The 21,352-nt window shown below is 64.8% G+C and carries 18 protein-coding genes; 6 read left to right on the top strand and 12 right to left on the bottom strand.

All coding sequences use genetic code 11. The annotated features are described in order from the left end of the window. Nucleotides 1–337 precede the first annotated feature (337 nt). On the top strand, nucleotides 338–1,318 hold the full coding sequence (locus ACFQXB_RS01175) for a DUF6976 family protein (protein ID WP_377397850.1): 981 nt from the start codon (nucleotides 338–340) through the stop codon (nucleotides 1,316–1,318). 84 nt (nucleotides 1,319–1,402) lie between these two features. On the opposite strand, the gene ACFQXB_RS01180 is transcribed toward ACFQXB_RS01175, so the two are convergent. After that, nucleotides 1,403–1,723 (bottom strand): DUF6280 family protein, encoded by a 321-nt coding sequence (locus ACFQXB_RS01180; RefSeq protein WP_377397852.1) that lies wholly within the window; start codon nucleotides 1,721–1,723, stop codon nucleotides 1,403–1,405. A gap of 213 nt (nucleotides 1,724–1,936) precedes the next feature. On the opposite strand from ACFQXB_RS01180, the gene efp reads away from it, so the two are divergent. Beyond that, the gene (efp, locus tag ACFQXB_RS01185; RefSeq protein ID WP_377397855.1) at nucleotides 1,937–2,500 is read left to right on the top strand and encodes an elongation factor P; all 564 of its coding nucleotides are present in this window, start codon (nucleotides 1,937–1,939) and stop codon (nucleotides 2,498–2,500) included. A 216-nt stretch (nucleotides 2,501–2,716) separates the two neighbouring features. Here the strand turns inward: efp and ygfZ are convergent, their stop codons facing one another. Genes ygfZ through ACFQXB_RS01200 form a run of 3 tightly spaced genes read right to left on the bottom strand, consistent with a single transcriptional unit; the run spans nucleotide 2,717 to nucleotide 5,937 of the window. Next, on the bottom strand, nucleotides 2,717–3,469 hold the full coding sequence (gene ygfZ, locus ACFQXB_RS01190; RefSeq protein ID WP_377397858.1) for a CAF17-like 4Fe-4S cluster assembly/insertion protein YgfZ: 753 nt from the start codon (nucleotides 3,467–3,469) through the stop codon (nucleotides 2,717–2,719). Nucleotides 3,470–3,493: 24 nt separating this feature from the next. Beyond that, nucleotides 3,494–5,254: an ABC transporter ATP-binding protein gene (locus ACFQXB_RS01195; protein ID WP_377397862.1), complete on the bottom strand. Its 1,761-nt coding sequence runs from the start codon at nucleotides 5,252–5,254 to the stop codon at nucleotides 3,494–3,496. Beyond that, the gene (locus ACFQXB_RS01200) at nucleotides 5,251–5,937 is read right to left on the bottom strand and encodes a phosphatase domain-containing putative toxin (RefSeq protein WP_377397865.1); all 687 of its coding nucleotides are present in this window, start codon (nucleotides 5,935–5,937) and stop codon (nucleotides 5,251–5,253) included. The genes ACFQXB_RS01195 and ACFQXB_RS01200 overlap by 4 nt, the downstream gene beginning before the upstream one ends. 144 nt (nucleotides 5,938–6,081) lie before the next feature. Here ACFQXB_RS01200 and ACFQXB_RS01205 point away from each other — a divergent pair, with 144 nt between their 5' ends. Further along, the gene (locus ACFQXB_RS01205; protein ID WP_377397868.1) at nucleotides 6,082–7,278 is read left to right on the top strand and encodes a pyridoxal-phosphate-dependent aminotransferase family protein; all 1,197 of its coding nucleotides are present in this window, start codon (nucleotides 6,082–6,084) and stop codon (nucleotides 7,276–7,278) included. A gap of 4 nt (nucleotides 7,279–7,282) precedes the next feature. Here the strand turns inward: ACFQXB_RS01205 and ACFQXB_RS01210 are convergent, their stop codons facing one another. The 4 genes from ACFQXB_RS01210 to ACFQXB_RS01225 form a co-directional block, all read right to left on the bottom strand. Next, nucleotides 7,283–8,395, bottom strand: coding sequence for a pyridoxal phosphate-dependent aminotransferase (locus ACFQXB_RS01210; protein WP_377397871.1), 1,113 nt, complete (start codon nucleotides 8,393–8,395; stop codon nucleotides 7,283–7,285). Between the two features lie 12 nt (nucleotides 8,396–8,407). Next, entirely contained in the window at nucleotides 8,408–11,458 is a 3,051-nt protein-coding gene (locus ACFQXB_RS01215) for a valine--tRNA ligase (protein ID WP_377397874.1), read from the bottom strand. 71 nt (nucleotides 11,459–11,529) lie between these two features. Continuing rightward, the gene (locus tag ACFQXB_RS01220) at nucleotides 11,530–11,706 is read right to left on the bottom strand and encodes a hypothetical protein (protein ID WP_377397877.1); all 177 of its coding nucleotides are present in this window, start codon (nucleotides 11,704–11,706) and stop codon (nucleotides 11,530–11,532) included. A gap of 61 nt (nucleotides 11,707–11,767) precedes the next feature. After that, entirely contained in the window at nucleotides 11,768–12,199 is a 432-nt protein-coding gene (locus ACFQXB_RS01225) for an Lrp/AsnC family transcriptional regulator (RefSeq protein WP_377397880.1), read from the bottom strand. A 218-nt stretch (nucleotides 12,200–12,417) separates the two neighbouring features. Between ACFQXB_RS01225 and ACFQXB_RS01230 the strand changes: the two genes are divergently transcribed. Next, the gene (locus ACFQXB_RS01230) at nucleotides 12,418–13,563 is read left to right on the top strand and encodes a type III PLP-dependent enzyme (RefSeq protein WP_377397883.1); all 1,146 of its coding nucleotides are present in this window, start codon (nucleotides 12,418–12,420) and stop codon (nucleotides 13,561–13,563) included. Nucleotides 13,564–13,606: 43 nt separating this feature from the next. On the opposite strand, the gene ACFQXB_RS01235 is transcribed toward ACFQXB_RS01230, so the two are convergent. Then, nucleotides 13,607–14,089, bottom strand: a complete 483-nt coding sequence (locus ACFQXB_RS01235; protein ID WP_377397886.1) for a PaaI family thioesterase — start codon at nucleotides 14,087–14,089, stop codon at nucleotides 13,607–13,609. 54 nt (nucleotides 14,090–14,143) lie between these two features. After that, entirely contained in the window at nucleotides 14,144–15,010 is an 867-nt protein-coding gene (gene metF / locus ACFQXB_RS01240; protein ID WP_377397889.1) for a methylenetetrahydrofolate reductase [NAD(P)H], read from the bottom strand. Nucleotides 15,011–15,104: 94 nt separating this feature from the next. On the opposite strand from metF, the gene ACFQXB_RS01245 reads away from it, so the two are divergent. Together ACFQXB_RS01245 and ACFQXB_RS01250 are read left to right on the top strand one after the other, a co-directional pair. Beyond that, complete coding sequence (locus tag ACFQXB_RS01245; RefSeq protein WP_377397892.1) at nucleotides 15,105–16,010, top strand: LysR family transcriptional regulator; 906 nt, start codon at nucleotides 15,105–15,107, stop codon at nucleotides 16,008–16,010. A gap of 200 nt (nucleotides 16,011–16,210) precedes the next feature. Next, complete coding sequence (locus tag ACFQXB_RS01250) at nucleotides 16,211–16,999, top strand: inositol monophosphatase family protein (RefSeq protein WP_377397895.1); 789 nt, start codon at nucleotides 16,211–16,213, stop codon at nucleotides 16,997–16,999. Nucleotides 17,000–17,010: 11 nt separating this feature from the next. Here ACFQXB_RS01250 and ACFQXB_RS01255 read toward each other — a convergent pair whose 3' ends face one another. After that, nucleotides 17,011–17,751: a rhomboid family intramembrane serine protease gene (locus ACFQXB_RS01255; protein WP_377397898.1), complete on the bottom strand. Its 741-nt coding sequence runs from the start codon at nucleotides 17,749–17,751 to the stop codon at nucleotides 17,011–17,013. Between the two features lie 143 nt (nucleotides 17,752–17,894). After that, nucleotides 17,895–21,335 (bottom strand): bifunctional proline dehydrogenase/L-glutamate gamma-semialdehyde dehydrogenase PutA, encoded by a 3,441-nt coding sequence (putA, locus tag ACFQXB_RS01260; protein ID WP_377397901.1) that lies wholly within the window; start codon nucleotides 21,333–21,335, stop codon nucleotides 17,895–17,897. Nucleotides 21,336–21,352: the final 17 nt, after the last annotated feature.

Here is a 21,352-nt window from a genome sequence, read left to right on the forward strand (position 1 = left end):
GGCGTTAGCAGTCTGATTTGGGGACAGGGACAGTATCATATGCCAAGGGAAACGGCGTCGCAGCGACTGCGCGCCGAACTGGCAGATGCTCCTTCCATAATGAGGAGAGTAGCCGTGACTGCAGAGCCGGAACACCGCCTTGCAAGGCTTCTGAATGATGTCTGCGACTTCCGAAGGCCAGGCTTGCAACCAGGATCCTGGTCAGTCGCATGCGGGTCGAGGTGCGCGCGAACCCCGGGCTCTTGTCCAGCAGGATTGACGAACTGAAGGATTACCTGAACCGGAACCCCGACGCAAAGGCGGATCTTGAGGCCAGTCTGGCGCATGGAGACAAAGCGTGAAGAACGAACTACTGGACGTTGTCGAAGCGGCCGAACGGATTGGGCGTGGCGATATCATGTGCATCGCCGGAGACGAACAGCTGCTGCTGCAACTGCCGAAAGGGCGCTGGATCGGTGGCACCACCGTCTATTTCGTGGCATCCGATGGCGGCGCGGTGCTGCGCGACAAGCTGTTCTGTACCACGCTTCAGGCACGGCGCGCCGAGGTGCGCTATCTTCCAACCCTGTCCCTGCCCGAGATTCCTGCGGGTTACATCGACGGCGGGGCAACACTTATCCTTGTGCCGGCCTTCTCCACGGCGCATGCGCGTTTCGCGGTGAACGGCCCCGGCTATCCCGGGCTGTTCGATCAGCCGCTCCTGGGTTGGGTGACGGGGGTTCACCTTGATGAACTCGGGTCACGCAGGCCAAAGGTGGTGAACGGAGCCACCGGCGCGGTGAACGAGGACGGCGCCCTGCTTCTTCATCTCGAGCTTTGGCCGGGGGAACGGGCCGAACTGGATATCGTCAACATCTTCGAGCCGGACGACGCCGTGACCTTCAGCTTCCCCGTGGGCGGCTTCGCTGCCAGTCGGGCGATCGTGGAGGGGGCCGAGGTGAGTTTCGGCACCTTCCTTGTCGAAAGCGGAGCCGATACGCGGCTGCCTCTGATCGCAAATTACGCCGGCGCGCACGTGAATGTCTCGATCCGCGACATCGATCACCGCACCGGCGAGGTGTCCTTCTATGCGCCGGTGGTGCCGGGGGTCGAATACCGTCTGGCCTGCCCGGTGCCGGACTATGCCGCAGCCTTTGCGCGGAATGCCGGCGGCCGAGGCGCTGCGCAGTTTTCCTGCAACTGCATCCTGAACTATATCCACGGCGATCTGGAGGGACGCCCAACCGGAGATTTTACCGGCCCGGTCACGTTCGGGGAAATTGCCTACATTCTTCTCAATCAGACCCTGGTCCGACTGGATATTCAGGCAGGCTCCTGACAGCACCGGCCCAACTGCCTCAAAAGGAAACGCGCCCCCGGAGGGCGCGTTTTCCATGTGCAGGCCACAGCAGACACAGGCGTGTCAGGCTGCGGCTGCCTCTTCCATTGCGTGACGGCGTTCGCTTTCCTCGCGCGACAGCGCGACCGAGGTGCGGATTCCCTTCGACACGAATTCCATCAGACCCTTCACGACCCGCTCGTTCGGATCAATGCCAGCGCAGGACAGAACTTCGCGCCCGTCGCGCGACCGGGCCCAGCGGGCAATCTGCTCGGGTCCGTTTCCATATTTCTTGTCATCGGCAATTGCGTCATCCAACGCAGCCAGCACGACTGCCGCGAACAGTTTGCGCGACCTCTGGCCTTGTTCATAGTTGAATGCGGTGCCGTCAACGAAATCGACCATGATGTCGTCCTTTTATTCTTGCTCTTGCGTTTTCTGGCGTCTGGTGTGTCTAGGCCTTCGGGTCTCGATTCGATATCATCCTGCGCGCATACCGGCCATGCACTGAGCGCATGCCTTACCCGCAGCATCTACCGTATCTAGTCGGCTTGCCAGGTGTAGCCCGCAAAGATATAGGGACGGCTAACCTCCAATCAACCTTTGCAAGGCTTCCGCATGCCGAAGATCAACGGAAACGAAATTCGTCCGGGCAATGTGCTCGAACATGACGGCGGCCTCTGGGCGGCGGTCAAGGTCAATCATGTGAAGCCTGGCAAGGGCGGTGCCTTTGCCCAGGTCGAGCTGAAGAACCTGCGCGACGGTCGCAAGCTGAACGAACGGTTTCGTTCGGAGGACAAGGTCGAACAGGTACGACTGGAGACGAAGGATCAGCAGTTCCTTTACGAAACGGACGGGATGCTGGTGTTCATGGACAGCGAAACCTATGAACAGATCGAGCTTCCGGCCGATCTTCTGGGCGACCGGCGCCCGTTCCTGCAGGACGGGATGATGGTCGCGGTCGAGTATTACGGTGAGGAGGCGCTCTCTGTGCGTCTGCCGCAGAAGGTCACCTGCAAGGTGGTCGAGACCGAGCCGGTCGTGAAGGGGCAGACGGCGGCCAACAGCTACAAGCCTGCTGTTCTGGACAACGGCGTCCGGATCATGGTGCCGCCCTTCATCGGCACGGATGAGGACATCATCATCAACACCGAGCTTGGCGAATATTCCGAACGCGCCTGAGTTGCCAGGGCCTGCCAAGGCGTGATCCCGCCTGGCGGGTCCTGCGTTCCATGCCTTGCGACGGTGCGGTTGCCGCGACTTTACCGGTGTCGCCAAGGCGGCTACGGAGGCAAGGCATCGGGTCGCGTCGTCTCTGCCCGCATGCAAGACACTGTCGGCGGGGGTCGCGCGGGCGCGGCGGCAGCCCCCGCACTCATCGGGGCAGTGCAAAGCCTATCAGACCGGCGTGACCGCCACCCCGGCGGCGAACATCTGCGGGCCCACCCGATCATGGCGGAGATAGGCAATGCCGCGCCCCTCTGCCTGGGTGAACACCCGCCCTGCCGGCTTGCCCTCGGCCAGGATCTCGGTCCCAACCGGCACCGGGCTCTCAAGGGCCACCAACGCCAGGCCCTTGCGCAGTTCGGTCTTGTGCTTCATGCGCGCGGTGACCTCTTGGCCGACATAGCAGCCCTTGCGGAAATCCACCCCGTTCAGCCGCTCGAAACCGCATTCAAGGATGTAGCTCTCGTCGGGGATCAGCTCGATCCCGCTTTCCGGCACAAGATGTGCCACCCGGAGGGTGTCCCAGTCGATGCCCGGTGCCGATGCCCCCGCAGCGCCATAAAGGCGCCAGCCAAGTTCGGCGTGACGCGGATCTGCAAATGCCCCCGCCGGCACCGGCCCGCGTCCCCGCGAAACGGCAAGATCGCCTGGGGTGATCGTGACGTTGGCGCGCAGCTTGTACATCGCAAGCCTGCGCAACAGCGGTTCTGCCAGATCCGCATGCACGTCGATCAGGATGCTGTCTTCGGCCGGAACAAGGAAGAAATCGGCAAGATACTTGCCCTGCGGGCTGAGCAGCGCCGCATAGACCAGCCCCTGTGCAAGGCGGTCAACATCGTTCGTCACCAGGTTCTGAAGAAAATCCCGCCGGTCGGGCCCCTTGACCTCGAGCAGGCGGCGGTTGTCGGCATGTTCCCCTGTCATCGCGGTGCCTTTCTTTTGGGTGGGTCAGACCTCGGTCTTGAACTGAAGACGGTGCAGGTCGGCGTAAAGCCCTCCCTCGGCCAGAAGGCCGGCGTGGGTGCCCTGCTGGACCACCTGACCGCGCTCCATTACCACGATCTTGTGCGCGTCCCGCACCGTTGCAAGCCTGTGCGCGATCACAAGCGTGGTGCGTCCAGCGCTCAGCCGGTCAAGCGCCGACTGAACCAGCGCCTCGGATTGGGCATCCAGGGCCGAGGTGGCTTCGTCCAGCAGCAGGATCGGCGCGTCGCGCAGCAGGGCGCGGGCGATGGCGACACGCTGCCGCTGCCCCCCCGACAGGCCCGAACCGCGCGGACCGGCCGGCGTATCAAGGCCCTGCGGCATGTGCGAGAGGAACTCCGATACATGCGCGGCTTCAAGCACTGCCTCCAGCCGTGCCTGCGAAATGTCGCTGCGCCCCAGAAGGATGTTGTCGCGGATGGTTTCATCGAACAGGGCCGCATCCTGCGAAACGACTGAAAACAGCCCGCGCAGCCCCTTGAGATCCATGTCGCGGATATCGTGGCCGCCGATGCGGACAGCGCCCGCCTGCGGATCGGCAAGCCGCGTCAGCAGCGTGAATATGGTTGTCTTGCCTGCGCCGGAAGGTCCCACAAGCGCCGTGGTTTGCCCGGCTTCGGCGATAAAGCGGGTGTCGCGCAGCACCGGATCAACCCCATAGGCGAAGGTGACATTGTCGATCTCGATCCGGGTTTCGCTGCGAAGCGGAAGTGGCGCGCGCGGGGGCTGCGGGCTGGTGATGGCGGGCGGGGTCTGCAGGATGCCATACATCCGCTCCACGCTGGCCATCGCGGCCTGCAGCGCGGCGCTGACGCCCCCCAGGCGGCGCAGCGGGTCGAAGACCAGCGCCATCGCGGTGAAGAAGGCCATGAATTCGCCCACCGTCTTTTCGCCGCCGATGATCTGCATGCCGCCATAGGTCAGGACGCCGGCAAAGCCGATTGCCGCCACCAGGTCGATCAGTGCCGGAATGCCGGCCGAACCCGCCTCTGCCCGAAGCTGCGCCCGGACAAACTGATTGACGGAACGACCGAACCGCCCGGCCTCGCGGTCCTCGGAACCGGTCAGCTGGATCGTGGTGATGCCGTGAAAGATTTCGTCCAGCCGGGTCGAGTTCTGGGCTGCGGCGGCGCGTGCCGCGCGGCTTGTGCGGCGCACCAGCCGTTGCAGGGCAACGATCGGGATGATCAGAAGCGGCGTGCCGATCGCGGCCACAAGCGTCCAGCGCCAGTCGATGTAAAGCGTCACCGCCAGAAGCGATACAAGCGCCACGAAATCACGTCCGAAGGCGGCGATGACGCCGGAATAGATCTGGCGGATCGCACCACTGTCGCCGCGCACACGCTCGATCAGGTTGCCCGGTGAATGGACCTGAAAGAACGACTGGTCCAGCGTCATCAGATGGCGCAGGAGGTCCGACTGCACCTCGGCCGTGACGCGTTCGCCCAGCCATGACATCAGCACCCGGTGGCAGAAGGCCGCCGAGGCGCGCAGGATGAAGACGCCCGAAATCGCAATCGCAACCCAGTAGACAGCCGCGCTGTCACCGGCGATGAACACGTCGTCGAACATCGGCTGCATGAGGTACGACAGCGCCCCGAGCATCGAGCCTTCAACCGTCATCAGCAGCAGCGCCACGACCAGAAACGGCATCCGTCGCTTGAGGTAGTTGCGCCAGACCCAGCCCAGCATCCTGCCTTCGGTGGCGGAGGGCGCGGTGCTCATCGTGCGGTCCTCCCGGCGCGGTAGGCCCGGGTCAGGGCTTCAGGGTCATAGTCCCGCGCGATCCAGTCGCGCAGGCTTGTTCCGGATTGTGCCTGTGCCGCGGCGTAGGATTCCAGGAAGAAGTCCAGAATTCCGGTCGCATCGCGCTTGAAATGCAGGTGCTTCCAATGCAACTGCCGGCGCGCCTCGCTGACCGGGGTGCCGGTGTCGATCAGGTAGAGCGCGGCCCCGAAGCCCGAGCGGTCGGCACCCGATTTGCAATGCATCACGAACGGTTTCTCGATCGCGTCGAAAGCCTGAAAAAGGGCAAGAAGCTCGTCCCGGCTGGGAAGCTCGGCCGCATAGAGACGCCGGTCCACAAGCGTGATGCCCGCCGCCTCGCAGGCCTCCTTTTCGAACAGATAGTGGCTGTGGCGCCCCGGGCCGCGAAGGTTCAGGACACTGCGGATCCCCGCCCTCGCATACCGGGCGATCCGCTGCGGCGAAGGTTGGTTCGACCGCCAGACGCCGGGGGCGATTTCGGCGGAATTGCTCCACCAGCGGCGCAGGAAGGCATGATCCATCAACTGAAAGTCCCACCAGGCGCGCCGGCGCGCCCTGGCCGAGGAAATGTCGGTTCCCCAGGTTTCGCGGAACAGGCGCGTGGCGGCGCTGAAGCGTTTTCGCAGGGGCGTCTTGGGCAAGCTTGCGTCCTTCGGGTTCACCGCGCCGGTCATGAGGGACGGGTCTAACGGGATTTAGGGGGTGAGGCAAGAAAGGCCAAGGCGCCGATTGACGGCCATTCGCCACGTGCTTACGCATGGATGTCCAACAGAGAAGAGAACAAGATGACCCTTGGTTACGGTCGCAGTTATCTGGCCATTCCCGGCCCTTCGGTCATGCCCGACCGGGTGCTGAACGCAATGCACCGCCCGGCGCCCAACATCTATGGCGGTGCGCTGCATGATCTTGTCGATGCCATGCTGCCGAGGCTTCGGTATCTGGCGGGAACAGCGGGCCACGTCGCCATCTACATCGCCAATGGCCACGGGGCCTGGGAAGCGGCAAATGCGAATGTGTTTTCTCGCGGCGATCTGGCGCTGTCGCTGGTGACAGGGCAGTTCGGCCTTGGCTGGGCCGATTCCGCCCGCCGCATGGGTGTGGAGGTGCAGGAGATCGACTTTGGCCGCCGCGGGCCGGTCGATCCCGCGCGGGTCTCCGAGGCACTGGCGGCGGACCGGAGTCACCGCATCAAGGCGGTACTGCTGAGCCATGTGGACACGGCCACGTCGGTGCGTAACGACGTGGCCGCGGTGCGCGCGGCGATCGATGCCGCAGGCCATCCCGCGCTTCTGATGGTGGATTGCATCGCCTCGCTTGCCTGCGACAGGTTCCTGATGGATGCCTGGGGCGCCGATGTCATGGTTTCCGCCAGCCAGAAGGGATTGATGACGCCGCCCGGACTGGGCTTTGTCTGGTTCAGTGATCGCGCCCGCGAACGTGGTGCCACGGCGGACTTGCGCAGCCCCTATTGGGACTGGACCCCGCGTGCTGCGCCCGAGGCGTTCTACCAGCTGTTCTGCGGCACGGCGCCCACCCATCATCTGCTGGGTCTGGCCGAAGCGCTGAACATGATCGAGGAAGAGGGGCTCGAGGCCGTCTGGACCCGGCATGACCTGCTGGCGCAGGCGATCTGGGCGGCGGTGGATCACTGGGGGATCGAGGGGGCAATGTCGCTCAACATCCCAGACCCCGCCTGCCGTGCCCGCTCGGTCACCTCGATCCGGATGCAGTCGCCCAATGCCACCGCGCTGCGCGACTGGACCGAGCAGCGCGCCGGCGTGACCTTGGGGATCGGACTCGGTATGGCGCCTCCGGGCGACCCGGCCTGGCATGGGTTTTTCCGGATCGGCCACATGGGCCATGTCAACGCCCATATGGTGATGGGCGTTCTGGGGGTGATCGAGGCAGGGCTTGTGGCGCTGGGCATTCCGCATGGCCCCGGTGCCATCGCCGCGGCAACACGGATCATCGCCAAGGCATGAAGGCCTAGCTGCCCTGGGAACGGGCGGCTGCAAGGGCGGCGGGCAGGGCCTCGGCCAGACGATCCAGATCCTGCGGCCGCCCGGCGCTGACCCTGATGCAGCGGTCCTGCGGCGCGACGAAGGGCATGCGGACGAACACGTCGCGTTCAAGCAGCCCGGCCAGAACGCGTCGGGCAAAGGCGCCATCGCGGCCGCAGTCGATTGCGACGAAGTTCGTGGCCGAAGGCAGCGGCGCAAGCCCGTTGTCGCGGGCGATGGCCGCGATGCGATTGCGTGCCTGTGCCACCTCATCCCGGACATGGTGCAGCCAGTCCTGATCGGCCAGGGCGGCCAGGGCGCCGGCCTGGCTGATCCGGCACATTCCGAAGTGATTGCGGATCTTGTCGAAGGCGGAAATCAGATCCGGCGCCGCAATTGCATAGCCGACGCGCGCCCCTGCAAGACCATGACCCTTGGAAAAGGTCCGCATCCGGATCACACGCGGGTCATCCGCCACAACAGGCGGTGCCGTGCCTTCGGGCGCAAGCTCGACATAGGCCTCGTCCAGAACCAGAAGCGCGCCTTCGGGCACCTGCGCGATCATGCGCTGGAGGGTCGGCGCGTCGTGCCAACTGCCCATCGGGTTGTCGGGATTGGCAAGATAGATCAGCTTGGCATCAACCTCGGCAGCGCGCGCAAGCAGTGCCTCGGGATCTTCGTGATCCCCACGATAGGGAACCTTGTGCAACACGCCGCCAAAGCCGGTGACGTGGTAGTTGAAGGTCGGATAGGCCCCGTCGGAGGTCACCACCGCATCGCCGGGCGCGATCAGCAGCCGCACAAGGTAGCCGAGAAGCCCGTCAATTCCTTCGCCCACGATGATATGGGCAGGCGTGACGCCATGATGTGCGGCAAGTGCCGTGCGCAGGGCGTGGCTTTGCGCATCGCCATACATCCAGACCTCCGAGGCGGCGCGCTCCATCGCAGCGATGGCGCCGGGCGAGGGCCCGAACACACTTTCATTCGCCCCCAGCCGCGCCGCGAAGGGACGGCCCCGTTCGCGTTCCTGCGTTTCCGGGCCGACAAAGGGCACTGACGCGGGCAGGCTTTCAACCAGTCTCGTGTAGCGCGGCGCCATCGTGTTTCCCTTTCAGCCCACTTCTGCCAGACGCTTCAGCGCGGCCTTGAGCCTTGAAGCCTCATCCTCTTTCTGGGCCAGAAGTTCGCGGCTTTCCTCGACCACCTCTTCGGGGGCAGAGGCCACGAACTTCGGATTGTTCAACCGCCCGCGAAGGCCGCCCATTTCCTTTTCAAGCTTTTCAAGCGTCTTGGCCAGCCGTGCCTTTTCCTCGGCGATGTCGATGACGCCGTCCAGCGGGATGGCAAAGCTGCCGCCTTCCACGGCGATGGTGATCGCTCCCTTGGGGGCAGCCGCGGCCTCTTGCAGCGTTTCGATCCGCGCGAGCCGCCGGATCAGCGCCTCGTTGCGGGCCAGTGCCGCCTGGCCGGCGGCGTCGAGCGCCGTTTGCAGCAGCGTGAGTTTCAGCCCCGCCGGCACATGCATCTGCGCCCGGGCCGAGCGGATTTCCTCGATAAGGCCGATGACCCAGTTCATCTCGCGGTCGGCATCAGTATCGATCAGTTCCGCGCCATAGCTCGGCCAGTCGGCATGGACGAGCATCTTGTGCCGGGCGCCCGTGGTCTGCCACAGCTCCTCGGTGATGAAGGGCATGACGGGGTGCAGCAGGATCAGGCACTGGTCCAGCACCCAACCCATTGTGGCGCGCGTTTCCTCCGCCGTGGCCTCGTCGGCAAGCAGGGGCTTGGCGAATTCGACATACCAGTCGCAGACCTTGCCCCAGACAAAGGCGTAAAGGGCGTTCGCTGCATCATTGAAGCGGAAGGCGCCAAGGGCTGCGTCCACCTCCTCGCGCACGCGGGCGACCTCACCTATGATCCAGCGGTTCACGGTGGCGGCGGCCTCGGGCGGGGTGGCGCGGGTTTCGTGCCCTTCCCAGACGCCGTTCATCTCGGCAAAACGCGCGGCGTTCCAGATCTTGGTGCCGAAGTTGCGATAGCCCTGGATGCGCGCGGTCGAGAGTTTCAGATCACGCCCCATCGCCGCCATCGAGGTCAGCGTGAACCGCACGGCATCCGCGCCGTATTCGTCGATCAGTTCCAGCGGGTCGAGCACGTTGCCCAGCGATTTGGACATCTTCTTGCCCTTCTCGTCGCGGACAAGCGCGTGGACATAGACCGTGTGGAACGGCACCTGATCGACCACGGCAAGCTGCATCATCATCATCCGGGCGACCCAGAAGAAGATGATGTCGAACCCGGTGATCAGAACATCGGTCGGGAAATACTTGCGCAGCGCCTCGGTATCCTCGGGCCAGCCCAGCGTTCCGATGGGCCAGAGGCCGGAGGAGAACCAGGTGTCGAGCACGTCGGGGTCGCGTTCCAGCCAAATTATACCAACGCGCCCGTCCTCTGGGCGTCCCCCTCCGCCATACGAGGAGTAAGCTGTTCTTCTAACTCCTTCGGGTGCGGGTGCATCGGGGCCAAATCCTTCGCGGATGCTTACGGTTTCGCCGTAGTAAGCGCGCGCCTGCTCAAGAACATGAGCATAACTAGGCCCACAGAAGGATTTGCCGTCGAGTGCGTCAATGGCGTCGGCTCCATTTACTGCGAGCGACATCCCAGGCTTGAGGCTTGGACCATACCAAACCGGGATCTGGTGCCCCCACCAGAGCTGGCGGGAAATGCACCAGGGCTCGATATTCTCCAGCCAGTGGAAATAGACCTTTTCGTGCTGTTCGGGCAGGATTTTCGTCCGCCCCTCGCGCACGGCATCAATCGCGGGCTGCACGATCTGCGCGGTGTCCACGAACCACTGGTCGGTCAGCATCGGCTCGATCACCACTTTGGACCGGTCGCCGAAGGGCTGCATGATCGGCTTGTTCTCGACCAGCGGGATCGGGTTGCCCTCGGCATCCGTGGTCATCACGGCCAGTCCCTCGGCGGTGATCTGCTCGATCACGCGCTTGCGCGCCTCCATCCGGTCGAGGCCGCGCAGATCGTCGGGGACAAGGTTCAGCGCATCGACCGAACCTTCGTCGAAGGCGGCGCCGTTCGCGATCTCCTGCGCACGGGCGGCGCATTCCGCATAGGGCGCGCCGTCGCTGCGCATCTGCGCCCGCGTGTCCAGCAGACGGTAAAGCGGGATGTTGTTGCGCTTGGCCACGCCATAGTCGTTGAAGTCATGCGCGCCGGTGATCTTGACCGCGCCCGAACCGAAGGCCGGGTCGGGATATTCATCGGTGATGATCGGGATCAGGCGGCGATGTTCCTTGGGGCCGACCGGAATCTCGCAGAGCTTGCCGACGATGGGGGCATAACGCTCGTCCGACGGGTGCACCGCGACCGCGCCGTCGCCCAGCATGGTTTCCGGGCGCGTGGTGGCGATGGAGATGTAGTCCCGCTCCTCCTCCAGCACCACATTCCCGTCGGCGTCCTTTTCCACGTAGGTATAGGTCTCACCCCCGGCGAGCGGGTACTTGAAGTGCCACATATGGCCTGCGACCTCGATATTCTCGACCTCGAGGTCGGAGATCGCGGTCTCGAACTGCGGGTCCCAGTTCACCAGCCGCTTGCCGCGATAGATCAGGCCCTTGTTGTAGAGATCGACAAAGACCTTGATCACCGCGTCGTGGAAGTTCGGGCCATGGCCCGCGTCGGGGTCGCCCTTGGCACCGCCCATGGTGAAGGCCTCACGCGACCAGTCGCAGGAGGCGCCAAGCCGCTTAAGCTGGCCGATGATCGTGCCGCGGGACTTGACCTTCTGCTGCCAGACGCGATTGACGAAAGCCTCGCGCCCCATTTCGCGGCGGCCGGGTTCGCCGTTCGCGGCCATCTCTCGTTCCGTCACCATCTGCGTCGCGATGCCGGCATGGTCGGTGCCCGGTTGCCAGAGCGTGTCGAAGCCGCGCATCCGGTGCCAGCGGATCAGGATGTCCTGCAGGGTGTTGTTGAAGGCATGACCCATGTGAAGGCTGCCGGTGACATTCGGCGGCGGGATCATGATGCAGAATGTCTCGTCGCGCGTGGCATTGGCCCCGGCGGCAAAGGCATTCGCCCCTTCCCATTCGGCGTAAAGCCGGGCTTCGGCTTCGGCGGCGTCGAATGTCTTGTCCATGGCCATTGCGGCGGTCCCCTTCAACTCTGATCGCGCCTGTGTTTAGCGCGACACTGGTGCAAGGGGAAGGCCGACGGTCAGCCGAAGCTGCGCAGCAAAAGAAGGATGAAGGCGGGCAGAAAGGCGAGGCCCGCGATCATCGTGAACCGGCCGGGCGTCAGGTCGAACTGCGGATGCTCGGGATCGTCATGCAGCGCCTCATCATCTGCCTGGGGCAGGGGCGGCAGGCCGGGGGAGGGAAAGGTCTTGGCCATGGGCGGCTCCGGAACGGTCATCCCCGCAGGATCGCGCCAAAGGATTTAGAAAGGGTTTACGTCACTCGGCGCGATCGATCTTGGTGGAGAGATGGATCAGGCTTTCCGACGACCGGACGCCCGTGATCGCGCCGATCGCATCCAGAACTTCGTCCAGGGCCGTTGTTGTCTGTGCGGCAACCTGCAGAAGAAGGTCGAACCGGCCCGAGGTGGTATGGATCTTCTCGACCTGTGGCAGCGCGCGCAGCCGTGTCAGCACATTTGCCTGCGACCGTGGCTCGATCGTCAGAAGAACCGAGGCGCGGATTCGTCCCTGGCGGGCCGCTTCACCCAGTTTCACGGTATATCCGGCAATGACCCCCGAGGATTCGAGCCGTTCCAGTCGCGCCTGAATCGTGGACCGTGCAACCTTCATTCGCCGCGCAAGAACGGCAACCGAAACCCGCGCATCGGCGGAAAGCTGTGCAAGAAGGCTTCTATCCAGGTCGTCCATGTCACTTTGTCGCGATTTTCGTCATTATGACGGGCAAAACTGTAAAAACAACTCTTTTCGTCGATGAAAATGTGCCCCATATGCGGCATCCTCGTTTTCAGGAAAAGGGCGGCTCATACGCACCTGGCCTGGTTTGGTTGAACGCGTAAGCGGCTCCGAACTGGTAGTGCCAGGGTGGGGTCAGGCTGCGCTCTGTTGGCAGATGAAAGGAACCGCCGATGGGGCTCTCGAAAACGATCTGGACGCAACCGTCCGAATTTCTCCGCATCCACGATGGCGATGCGCCGGTGATGTTCTTTGCGCCGGGCCTTCTTCAGGCGATGGCACGCCGGTTTCTTGACGGGTTTCCGGGCCTTGTGACCTATGCGGTCAAGTCCAACCCTGCCGATGTCGTGATCGAAAACCTCGCGGCGGCGGGGGTGCGCGGCTATGATGTGGCCTCGCCCGAGGAAATCCGGCTGATCCGTCGAATCGCCCCGGATGCGGCGCTGCACTACAACAACCCCGTCCGGTCGCGCAGCGAGATCGCCGTCGCGGTCGAACTCGACGTGGACAGCTATTCGGTGGACAGCCATTCCGAACTGGCCAAGCTGATCGAGATGGTCCCGGCGGCGGGCAAGGAGGTCACCGTCCGCTTCAAGCTGCCGGTCAAGGGCGCGGCCTATGACTTTGGTGCCAAGTTCGGCGCGACGGTCGAGAAGGCGACGGCCCTGCTGCGCGAGGTCGCCGAGGCCGGCTTCATCCCGTCGCTGACCTTCCATCCCGGCACGCAATGCACCGATCCGGCGGCGTGGGAATCCTATATCCGCACTGCTGCCGAAATCGCGCGTGCCGCAGAGGTCAGGATTGCGCGGCTGAATGTCGGCGGGGGCTTTCCCTCGCACCGGCTGAACGGGATCGTGCCGCAGCTTGATGCGATCTTCGCGCTGATCGATCGGGTGACCACGGAAGCCTTCGGGGATACCCGTCCGGCGCTGGTGTGTGAACCGGGGCGCGGCCTTGTGGCCGACGCCTTCACACTCGCGACGCGGGTGCGGGGTATCCGCGACGGCGATCATGTGTTCCTGACCGACGGCGTCTACGGGGCGCTGGCCGAATTGCCGCTGATCGGCGGAATTGATCGGGTGGAAGTGCGCAGCCCTGAAGGCATCCGGCGCGAAGGCGAAGGCCGGGCCTGCATCGTCTTCGGGCCTACCTGTGACAGCGTGGACCGCCTGCCGGGCGAACTCTCGCTGCCCGTCGACATGGCCGAAGGCGACTTTGTGCTGTTTCACGGGCTTGGCGCCTACTCCGTTGCCACCAACACGCGGTTCAACGGTTTCGGTGACCTGAGCATCGTCACGACTCTCGCCCTGCGCGGCTGACGCAACAGACACGTTCCGGGCCGGGGGCTGCCAAGGCGGACCCTCAGCCCGGAAGAATGATGCAGGTGGTGGTGCCGCTTGCGAAAAGCTTGCCATCCAGATCGCGGATCGTGGCTTCGGCCACGGCTGTGCTGCGGCCTGCGTGCAAGACCTCGGCCACGGCCTCGATCTCGGTGCCCAGTGGCAGGGCGCGGGTGATGTTCACCTTGTATTCAAGCGTCGTGTACCAATGCCCGCGCGGCACGCGGGTCATCACTGCGCAGCCCATCGCGCTGTCCAGCACCGTTCCGTACCAGCCGCCATGCACCGTCCCGAACGGATTGGTATGTTCAAAACCGGGTGTACCCCTGAAGGCCACCCGGTCCTGTTCAACGCTGTGCAGGTGGTAGTTCAGCAGGCCCGCGATGGTCGGCTGCGGCATTCTGCCTGCCAGCATTTCCTGCATTGCCTCAAGCCCCGACAGGGCCAGCATCCGCGCGCGCGGCATAAGGTCTTCGGCGCTTCGCGCGATACGCTGGCTTGACATCTGGCACCTCCCGGACGGGCGGACGCTAGCGCCAGTTGCCAAGCCCTGCAACCGTCAGGCAACGTTGCCGAGGGCCACCTCCGGAACGATGCCAAGCGCGCGGCACACGTCGCGGGTAAGTTGCGGGCGGTTGAGCGTGTAGAAATGCAGATCCTCTACACCTTCCTGCAGAAGCCGGTCGCAAAGCTCGGTGCACAGCGCCGTCGCAAGCAGGTCAGCGCGCCCGTCACGTTCGGCCGTGGCAAAGGCATCATCCAGCCACTGCGGAACCCGGGTGCCGCAGCGCTGGGCAAAGCGGCGCGCCCCGGCCCAGTTCTCGATCGGCAGAATTCCCGGGATGATCGGCGCGGTGATTCCGTTCGCGGCACAGCGGTCACGGAAGCGCAGGAAGGTTTCGGCCTCGAAGAAGAACTGGGTGATGGCCGAATGCGCGCCCGCCTCGATCTTGCGGCGCAGCCAGCGCACATCGGCCAGATCGTCGGCTGCCTCGGGATGCGGTTCGGGGTATGCGCCGACCCGGATGCGGAACTGACCGGTTGCCGCGAGCGCCTCGATCAGTTCGAGCGAATCGGCGAAGCCTTCGGGGTGAGGCACGAAACGGCTGCTGCCCTTGGGCGCGTCGCCGCGCAGGGCCACGATTTCGGACACACCGGCATCGGCGTAGGTTTGCGCAATGGCAAGGGTTTCCTGCCGCGAGGCGTCAACGCAGGTCAGATGCGCCACGACGTTCAGGCCATAGTTTCGGCCGATCGTGGTCACCGCCTCATGGGTCAGCTTGCGGGTGGTGCCGCCCGCGCCATAGGTGACCGACACGAACGACGGCTTCAGCGGCGCAAGCATCTGGACCGTTTCCCACAGCCGGAAGCTCGCCTCCAGGGTTTGGGGCGGGAAGAACTCGAATGAGATTCGCGGTGCAGACATGACGGGACTCCTGATCTCGGTCGCCTCTTGTCGCATGGGGTAGTTTGTGAAACAAATTCATAATTCTCAAGATCAATATGAGGTTGATCGCAAGATGCACCTGGAATTCCGTCACCTCCGCACCATTCGCGCCATCCATGAGGCAGGGGGCCTGGCCCGGGCGGCCGAGGTTCTGAACATGACGCAATCGGCGTTGTCGCATCAGGTCAAGGGGCTTGAGGAACAGGCGGGCGTCGAGCTTTTTGTGCGTCGTTCCAAGCCCCTGCGGCTGTCCGCGGCCGGCGTGCGGCTGTTGCGGCTGGCCGAACGGATCCTGCCCGAGATCGAGGCGCTCGAGGATGATTTCCGGGCGCTGCGTTCGGGCAAATCGGGGCGCCTGCATATTGCCATCGAATGCCACGCCTGTTTCGAATGGCTGTTCCCGGTGCTGGAGCAGTTCCGTCACGCCTGGCCCGATGTCGATGTGGATATCCGCCCGGGGCTCGCCTTCGGGGCCTTGCCGGCGTTGCTGCGCGAAGAGGTGGATCTGGTTGTCTCGTCGGATCCGGAAAACCTCGACGGCGTCGATTTCACACCGCTGTTCGATTATGAACCGGTCTTCGTGGCGTCCAGCCAGAACCCCCTGGCCGCGCGCCCCTTTGTCGAGGCGCAGGATTTCCGGGACCAGCTTCTGATCACCTATCCCGTGGATCGCACACGACTGGATGTGTTCACCGAACTTCTCACGCCAGCGAAGGTCGAACCCCGCGGCATCCGCCAGGTTGAACTGACTGCCGTGATCCTGATGCTGGTCGCGGCGAACCGAGGGGTTGCGGTTCTGCCCGACTGGGTTGTGCGTCAGGTGCGCTACAATTCCGATTATGTCACGCGGCCGCTGACCGAAAAAGGCATGACCAAGCGCCTTTACGGGGCAACCCGGCGCGAGGACACGGCCCGCCCCTACATGTCGCATGTGCTGCGGCTGGCGAGGACCGAACCCGTCAAGTTGCAGAGGGATTAGAGATTCCCTCAGATCTCGTCCGCGGCAAGTCCCTGGCAAGCGCGGGCGAGGCGATCCGCCGCAAACGGCCGGTTCCGGTGCTCTTGCCGATCGCATCGCAACGGTAGCGAGGGCTGGGGCTGCCGTGCCATGCAACGCCTGCGCCCTCTTGGAATCTTCGCTCGGGCTGCGTATACGCGCGGATTGAACAGGAGGCCCCGATGCAAGGCAGTGCTAACCTCAACATCATGATCAAGGCCGCGCGCAAGGCAGGACGTGCGCTGGTCAAGGACTTCCGCGAGGTCGAGAACCTTCAGGTTTCGGTCAAGGGCGCTGGCGACTTCGTCAGCCGCGCCGATATCGGGGCTGAACAGATCATCCGCGACGAGTTGATGGGCGCGCGCCCCACCTATGGCTGGCTGGGCGAGGAAAGCGGCGCCACCGAGGGGGCTGACCCGACCCGCCGCTGGATCGTCGATCCGCTGGACGGCACGACCAACTTCCTGCACGGGTTGCCGCACTGGGCGGTTTCGATCGCGCTGGAGCACAAGGGCGAGATCGTCTCGGGTGTGGTCTATGACCCGGCCAAGGACGAGATGTTCTGGGCGGAAAAGGGTGCGGGCGCCTGGATGAACGAAAGCCGGCTGCGCGTTTCGGGCCGTCGCAGCATGATCGAATGCATCTTTGCCACGGGTGTGCCCTTCGCGGGCAAGCAGACATTGCCCGCGACGCTGCAGGATCTGGCGCGGCTCATGCCTGCCTGTGCCGGCGTGCGGCGCTGGGGCGCGGCCGCGCTCGATCTCGCCTATGTGGCGGCGGGGCGTTATGACGGCTATTGGGAACGCGAACTCAATGCCTGGGATATTGCCGCCGGCCTCTTGCTGGTGCGCGAGGCCGGTGGCCTGACCGGGCCGGTGCGCGAAGGTTATGACATCCTGGGAAAGGGCGCCGTGATCGCGGCCAATGACCAGATCTTTGCTTCCTTCGCCAAGCTGATCCGCGACGCCTGATCGCCCTCGCTTCAGCGTCGCGGGATCCTCGGGAAGCCGGACTGCCGGTAACGAGCCTCCGGGTGGGGCGGCAGGCCTTTTGTGCGGCGCCAGAAGCCTGGCCCGCCACGGCGCAGCCAAAGCGGAAGCGTGGCGGCAAACCCGACGATGAACCCGCCCGCATGTGCCCAATAGGCGATGCCGCCCATCGTCGCGTCGCTCATCACGCCGTTCATCAGTTGCAGGCCGAACCAGATGCCAAGCATTACCCAGGCCGGCACGGTAATGATGCGGAAAAAGATGATGATGATCAGCAGAATATCGACCCGCGCGCGGGGAAACAGCAGCAGATAGCCGCCCATCACGCCCGCAATTGCGCCCGAAGCCCCCACCACCGGAACCGGCGACATCGGCGCCGTGGCATATTGCCATAGCGCCGCACCGATACCGCAGGCCAGGTAGAAAAGCAGAAAGCCGCCGTGGCCGAACTCTTCCTCGAGGTTGTCGCCAAAGATCCAGAGGAACAGCATGTTCCCGCCCAGATGCAGCCAGCCCCCGTGCAGGAACATCGAGGTGACAAGCGTAAGCCAGCCCCCGTCGCCCTGTGTGAGAAGCTGCGGCACCATTCCCCAGCGCAGGAAGAACGACATGATCTGCATGTCGTCGCCAAAGCGCGGCAGGTACGACAGGAACACCAGGACGTTGATCGCGATCAGCGCGTAGGTGACGAACGGCGTCTTGTTGGACGGATTGTGATCGCGGATCGGAAACATCCGTCCAGCATCCCCATCCCGCCCGGCCCGTCAAGCCCGCAAGCAACATGAACGCCCGGCCGGCGCGGCCCGGACTCGGTTCTCGATGCCGCGGGCCTCCTGGATGCGAGCAGCCGGTCATGCCAAGGGGATGGCTCCGGTTTTCAGGCCCCCAAGGCCGCCAGAAGCTGGGCATTGCCGCCCGATGCGGTGGTATCGACACAGACATGGCGTTCCACCAACACATCGGCAAGCGTCGGCACCCCCGTGACAAGTGGCAGGATCGGCCCGTCGCGCTCTGCCAGGGCGAGGGCATGGTCGCGGGCACTCCCCCCCCAGCAGATGGCGCCCGACAGCCCGACAAGCCCCGTCAGCGCGGCCGGCGGCAAGCCGGGGGCTTCCACGGCAAGCCCCCCCAGGTCGCGCACAAGGCACGCCTGAGTCGCAGCATCCGGGCCAAGGCACAGCAGTGGTTCACGCTGGAACAGCGACAGCCGGTTTGATTCGCCCGTGGGGCCGGGCAGCGTTTCAGTCGAGACTGCCACGCCGGACGGGCGCAGCCGGTTCAGGGCCGCCTGGATCGCTGCGGGATCGCTGACGGCGCTGTCAGCACCAGGATCAGCCGGTGCCGGTGCGGCCCGCGTGAAGCGGGGCAGGTAGGCCGGGCCGCCTGCCTTCGGGCCGGTGCCTGAAAGCCCCTCGCCCCCGAAGGGCTGGCTGCCGACGATCGCGCCAATCTGGTTGCGGTTGACGTAGATGTTCCCGACATGCAGGCGGTTCACCACCTGCTGCACCCGATCGTCGATGCGGCTGTGCAGCCCGAAGGTCAGGCCATAGCCGGTGGCGTTCACGCGCTCGATCACCTGGTCAAGTTCGGCCGCAGCGAAGGTCGCCACATGCAGCACCGGCCCGAAAACCTCGCGCTCCAGCGCCTCGATTCCTGACACGCGGATCAGCGCGGGGCCGATGAAGGTGCCTGCGGCCGGTGCCGTCAACTGCTTGAGCAGCCGGCCCTCGCGGCGTGCGGTTTCGACATGGGCGGTAATTTCCTGGTGTGCGGCCTGGTCGATGACTGGCCCGATATCCGTTGCAAGCTCCCACGGATCGCCCAGCGAAAGCTCATCCATCGCGCCTTTCAGCATCTCCAGAACCGGCGCGGCAATGTCTTCCTGCAGATAGAGACACCGCAGGGCCGAACACCGCTGGCCCGCCGACTGGAAGGCGCTTGCGATGATGTCGCGCACCGCCTGTTCCGGCAGTGCGGTGCTGTCCACGATCATCACGTTCAGGCCGCCGGTTTCGGCAATCAGTGGCGCCCCGGGTGCCAGATGCGCTGCCATGGCCCGGCGGATGGTCTGGGCGGTTTCCGTTGAACCGGTAAAGCACACGCCATCCACCCGCGGATCCGATGTCAGCGCCGCACCGACGGTCGCGCCCGCACCCGGCAGGAACTGAAGCGCGCTGGCCGGAACACCCGCCTGATGCAGAAGCCGCACGGCAAGCGCCGCAATCAGGGGTGACTGCTCGGCCGGTTTGGCAAGCACCGCATTGCCAGCCGCCAGCGCCGCGGCAACCTGACCGGTAAAGATCGCCAGCGGAAAGTTCCACGGGCTGATGCAGGCGAAGACCCCGCGCGCCGGCTGCGCCAGCGACGCAGCGCCCGCTGCATAATAGCGCAGAAAATCGACCGCCTCACGCAGTTCACCGACCGCATCGGGCACGGTCTTGCCGGCCTCTCGGGCCAGAAGGGCAAAGATCTGGCCGAACTCCTGTTCATAAAGGTCGGCGGCACGCGACAGAATCCGGGCACGTATTTCGTCCGGGGCATCCCAGGGGCGGGCCGCAGCAAGCGCGGTCTCTATATCGGCCGCGCTGGCCGGCAGGACCTGGCCCGGCAGATCGTCGGGCGCGGCCGGGTTCCGGGCTGCATCTGGTCCCTGCGGTGCGCTGGGTCCGGCGATCAGGGGCGCTGCGGTAAAGGTTGCGGTATGGTGCGCCGCTCGGGCCGCCTCGACCCGGGCCAGATCGCCGGCGTCGGTCAGGTCGAATCCCCGCGAATTGCGGCGTTCGGGGGCAAACAGGGCGTCGCCGGCAGGAATCGCCGGGTTCGCCAGCGGCCGAGCCGCTTCGATTTCCGTGAACGGGCAGGCGGCAACTGCTTCAGCGGGCACCGCTTCATCGACAATCTGATTGACGAAGCTGGAGTTTGCGCCGTTTTCAAGCAGCCGCCGCACGAGATAGGCCAGCAGATCGCGATGGGCACCCACCGGGGCATAGATGCGGCAGCGCGTGCCACGATCCGTGTGCACGATGTCATGCAGCCGTTCACCCATTCCATGCAGGCGCTGGAATTCGAAGGCCGTGATGTCTGTCGCCATGTCCAGAATTGCTGCCACGGTATGCGCATTATGGGTGGCGAACTGCGGATAGATCCGGTCGGTCATCCCCAGAAGCTTGCGCGCATTGGCGATATAGCTCACATCGGTCGCGGCCTTGCGGGTAAAGACCGGGAAGCCGGGCAGGCCCAGGGTCTGGGCGCGCTTGATCTCGGTGTCCCAATAGGCGCCCTTCACAAGGCGCACCATGATGCGCCGGTCAAGCCGCGTCGCCAGCGCATGCAGCCAGTCGATCACCGCGCTTGCTCGCCGGCCGTAGGCCTGCACGACGATCCCGAACCCGTCCCAGCCGGCAAGCTCGGGGTCCTGCAACACCGCCTCGATGACCTCGAGCGAGAGTTCAAGCCGGTCGGCCTCTTCCGCGTCGATGTTGAAACCGAGGCGGGCGCCCTTTGCCATCCGCGCCAGATCCCGCACCCGCGGCACCAGTTCGGCCATGACCCTGTCGCGCTTGGCAACTTCATATCGGGGATGCAGCGCCGACAGCTTGACCGATATGCCGGGGTTGTCCCGCAGATCGGCCTGATTGGCCGCTTGGGAAATCGCGGAAATGGCCTGGGCATAGCTGCGGAAGTAGCGCGCGGCATCCTCGGCCGTGCGCGCGGCCTCGCCCAGCATGTCGTAGGAATAGGTAAAGCCGCGCGCCTCTTCGCTTCGGGCGCGGGCAAGGGCCTTTTCGATGGTCTCGCCCAGCACGAACTGGCGGCCCATTTCCTTCATTGCACGTGCGACGGCAGCGCGGATCATCGGCTCGCCCAGCCGGCGCACGGCGGCGCGCAGATGGCCTGCCATTCCGGTGCCGCGGTCGTCCAGAACGCGCCCCGTCAGCATCAGCGCCCAGGTGGAGGCGTTCACGAGGCTCGAGGCCGAGCGTCCCAGATGCCGTCCCCAATCCGAGGGTGCGATCTTGTCCTCGATCAGCGCGTCCATCGTCAGCGGGTCCGGCACGCGCAACAACGCCTCGGCCAGACACATGAGCGCGATGCCTTCGTCAGTCGAAAGTCCGTATTCCGCCAGAAACACCTCCATCAGGCCCGGCTTGGCCTCGCTGCGGATCCGGCGCACGAGTTCGGCCCCGGATGCGGCGATGCGCGCCCGTGCCGTGGTGTCCAGCCCGGCGACCCGCACCAGATCGGCGATCAGGCGTTCTTCATTCGCAAGGGCGTGAAAGCGGATCAAATCCATGGGGTCGGCGGGCTTCTGGGTCATTTGCGCATCCTGCTGTT

The organism is Halodurantibacterium daqingense (assembly GCF_042666235.1).
GTDB classification, from domain to species: domain Bacteria; phylum Pseudomonadota; class Alphaproteobacteria; order Rhodobacterales; family Rhodobacteraceae; genus Halodurantibacterium; species Halodurantibacterium daqingensis.

Bases quoted from the DNA above. Each gene is read 5' to 3' on its own strand.
- ACFQXB_RS01225 (WP_377397880.1), bottom strand. From the start codon at position 12,199: ATGGACGACCTGGATAGAAGCCTTCTTGCACAGCTTTCCGCCGATGCG.
- ACFQXB_RS01210 (WP_377397871.1), bottom strand. From the start codon at position 8,395: ATGGCGCCGCGCTACACGAGACTGGTTGAAAGCCTGCCCGCGTCAGTG.
- ACFQXB_RS01255 (WP_377397898.1), bottom strand. From the start codon at position 17,751: ATGTTTCCGATCCGCGATCACAATCCGTCCAACAAGACGCCGTTCGTC.
- metF (WP_377397889.1), bottom strand. From the start codon at position 15,010: ATGTCTGCACCGCGAATCTCATTCGAGTTCTTCCCGCCCCAAACCCTG.
- ACFQXB_RS01195 (WP_377397862.1), bottom strand. From the start codon at position 5,254: ATGAGCACCGCGCCCTCCGCCACCGAAGGCAGGATGCTGGGCTGGGTC.
- ACFQXB_RS01220 (WP_377397877.1), bottom strand. From the start codon at position 11,706: ATGGCCAAGACCTTTCCCTCCCCCGGCCTGCCGCCCCTGCCCCAGGCA.
- ACFQXB_RS01250 (WP_377397895.1), top strand. From the start codon at position 16,211: ATGCAAGGCAGTGCTAACCTCAACATCATGATCAAGGCCGCGCGCAAG.
- ACFQXB_RS01180 (WP_377397852.1), bottom strand. From the start codon at position 1,723: ATGGTCGATTTCGTTGACGGCACCGCATTCAACTATGAACAAGGCCAG.
- ACFQXB_RS01230 (WP_377397883.1), top strand. From the start codon at position 12,418: ATGGGGCTCTCGAAAACGATCTGGACGCAACCGTCCGAATTTCTCCGC.
- ACFQXB_RS01215 (WP_377397874.1), bottom strand. From the start codon at position 11,458: ATGGCCATGGACAAGACATTCGACGCCGCCGAAGCCGAAGCCCGGCTT.
- efp (WP_377397855.1), top strand. From the start codon at position 1,937: ATGCCGAAGATCAACGGAAACGAAATTCGTCCGGGCAATGTGCTCGAA.
- ACFQXB_RS01245 (WP_377397892.1), top strand. From the start codon at position 15,105: ATGCACCTGGAATTCCGTCACCTCCGCACCATTCGCGCCATCCATGAG.
- putA (WP_377397901.1), bottom strand. From the start codon at position 21,335: ATGACCCAGAAGCCCGCCGACCCCATGGATTTGATCCGCTTTCACGCC.
- ACFQXB_RS01205 (WP_377397868.1), top strand. From the start codon at position 6,082: ATGACCCTTGGTTACGGTCGCAGTTATCTGGCCATTCCCGGCCCTTCG.
- ACFQXB_RS01235 (WP_377397886.1), bottom strand. From the start codon at position 14,089: ATGTCAAGCCAGCGTATCGCGCGAAGCGCCGAAGACCTTATGCCGCGC.
- ygfZ (WP_377397858.1), bottom strand. From the start codon at position 3,469: ATGACAGGGGAACATGCCGACAACCGCCGCCTGCTCGAGGTCAAGGGG.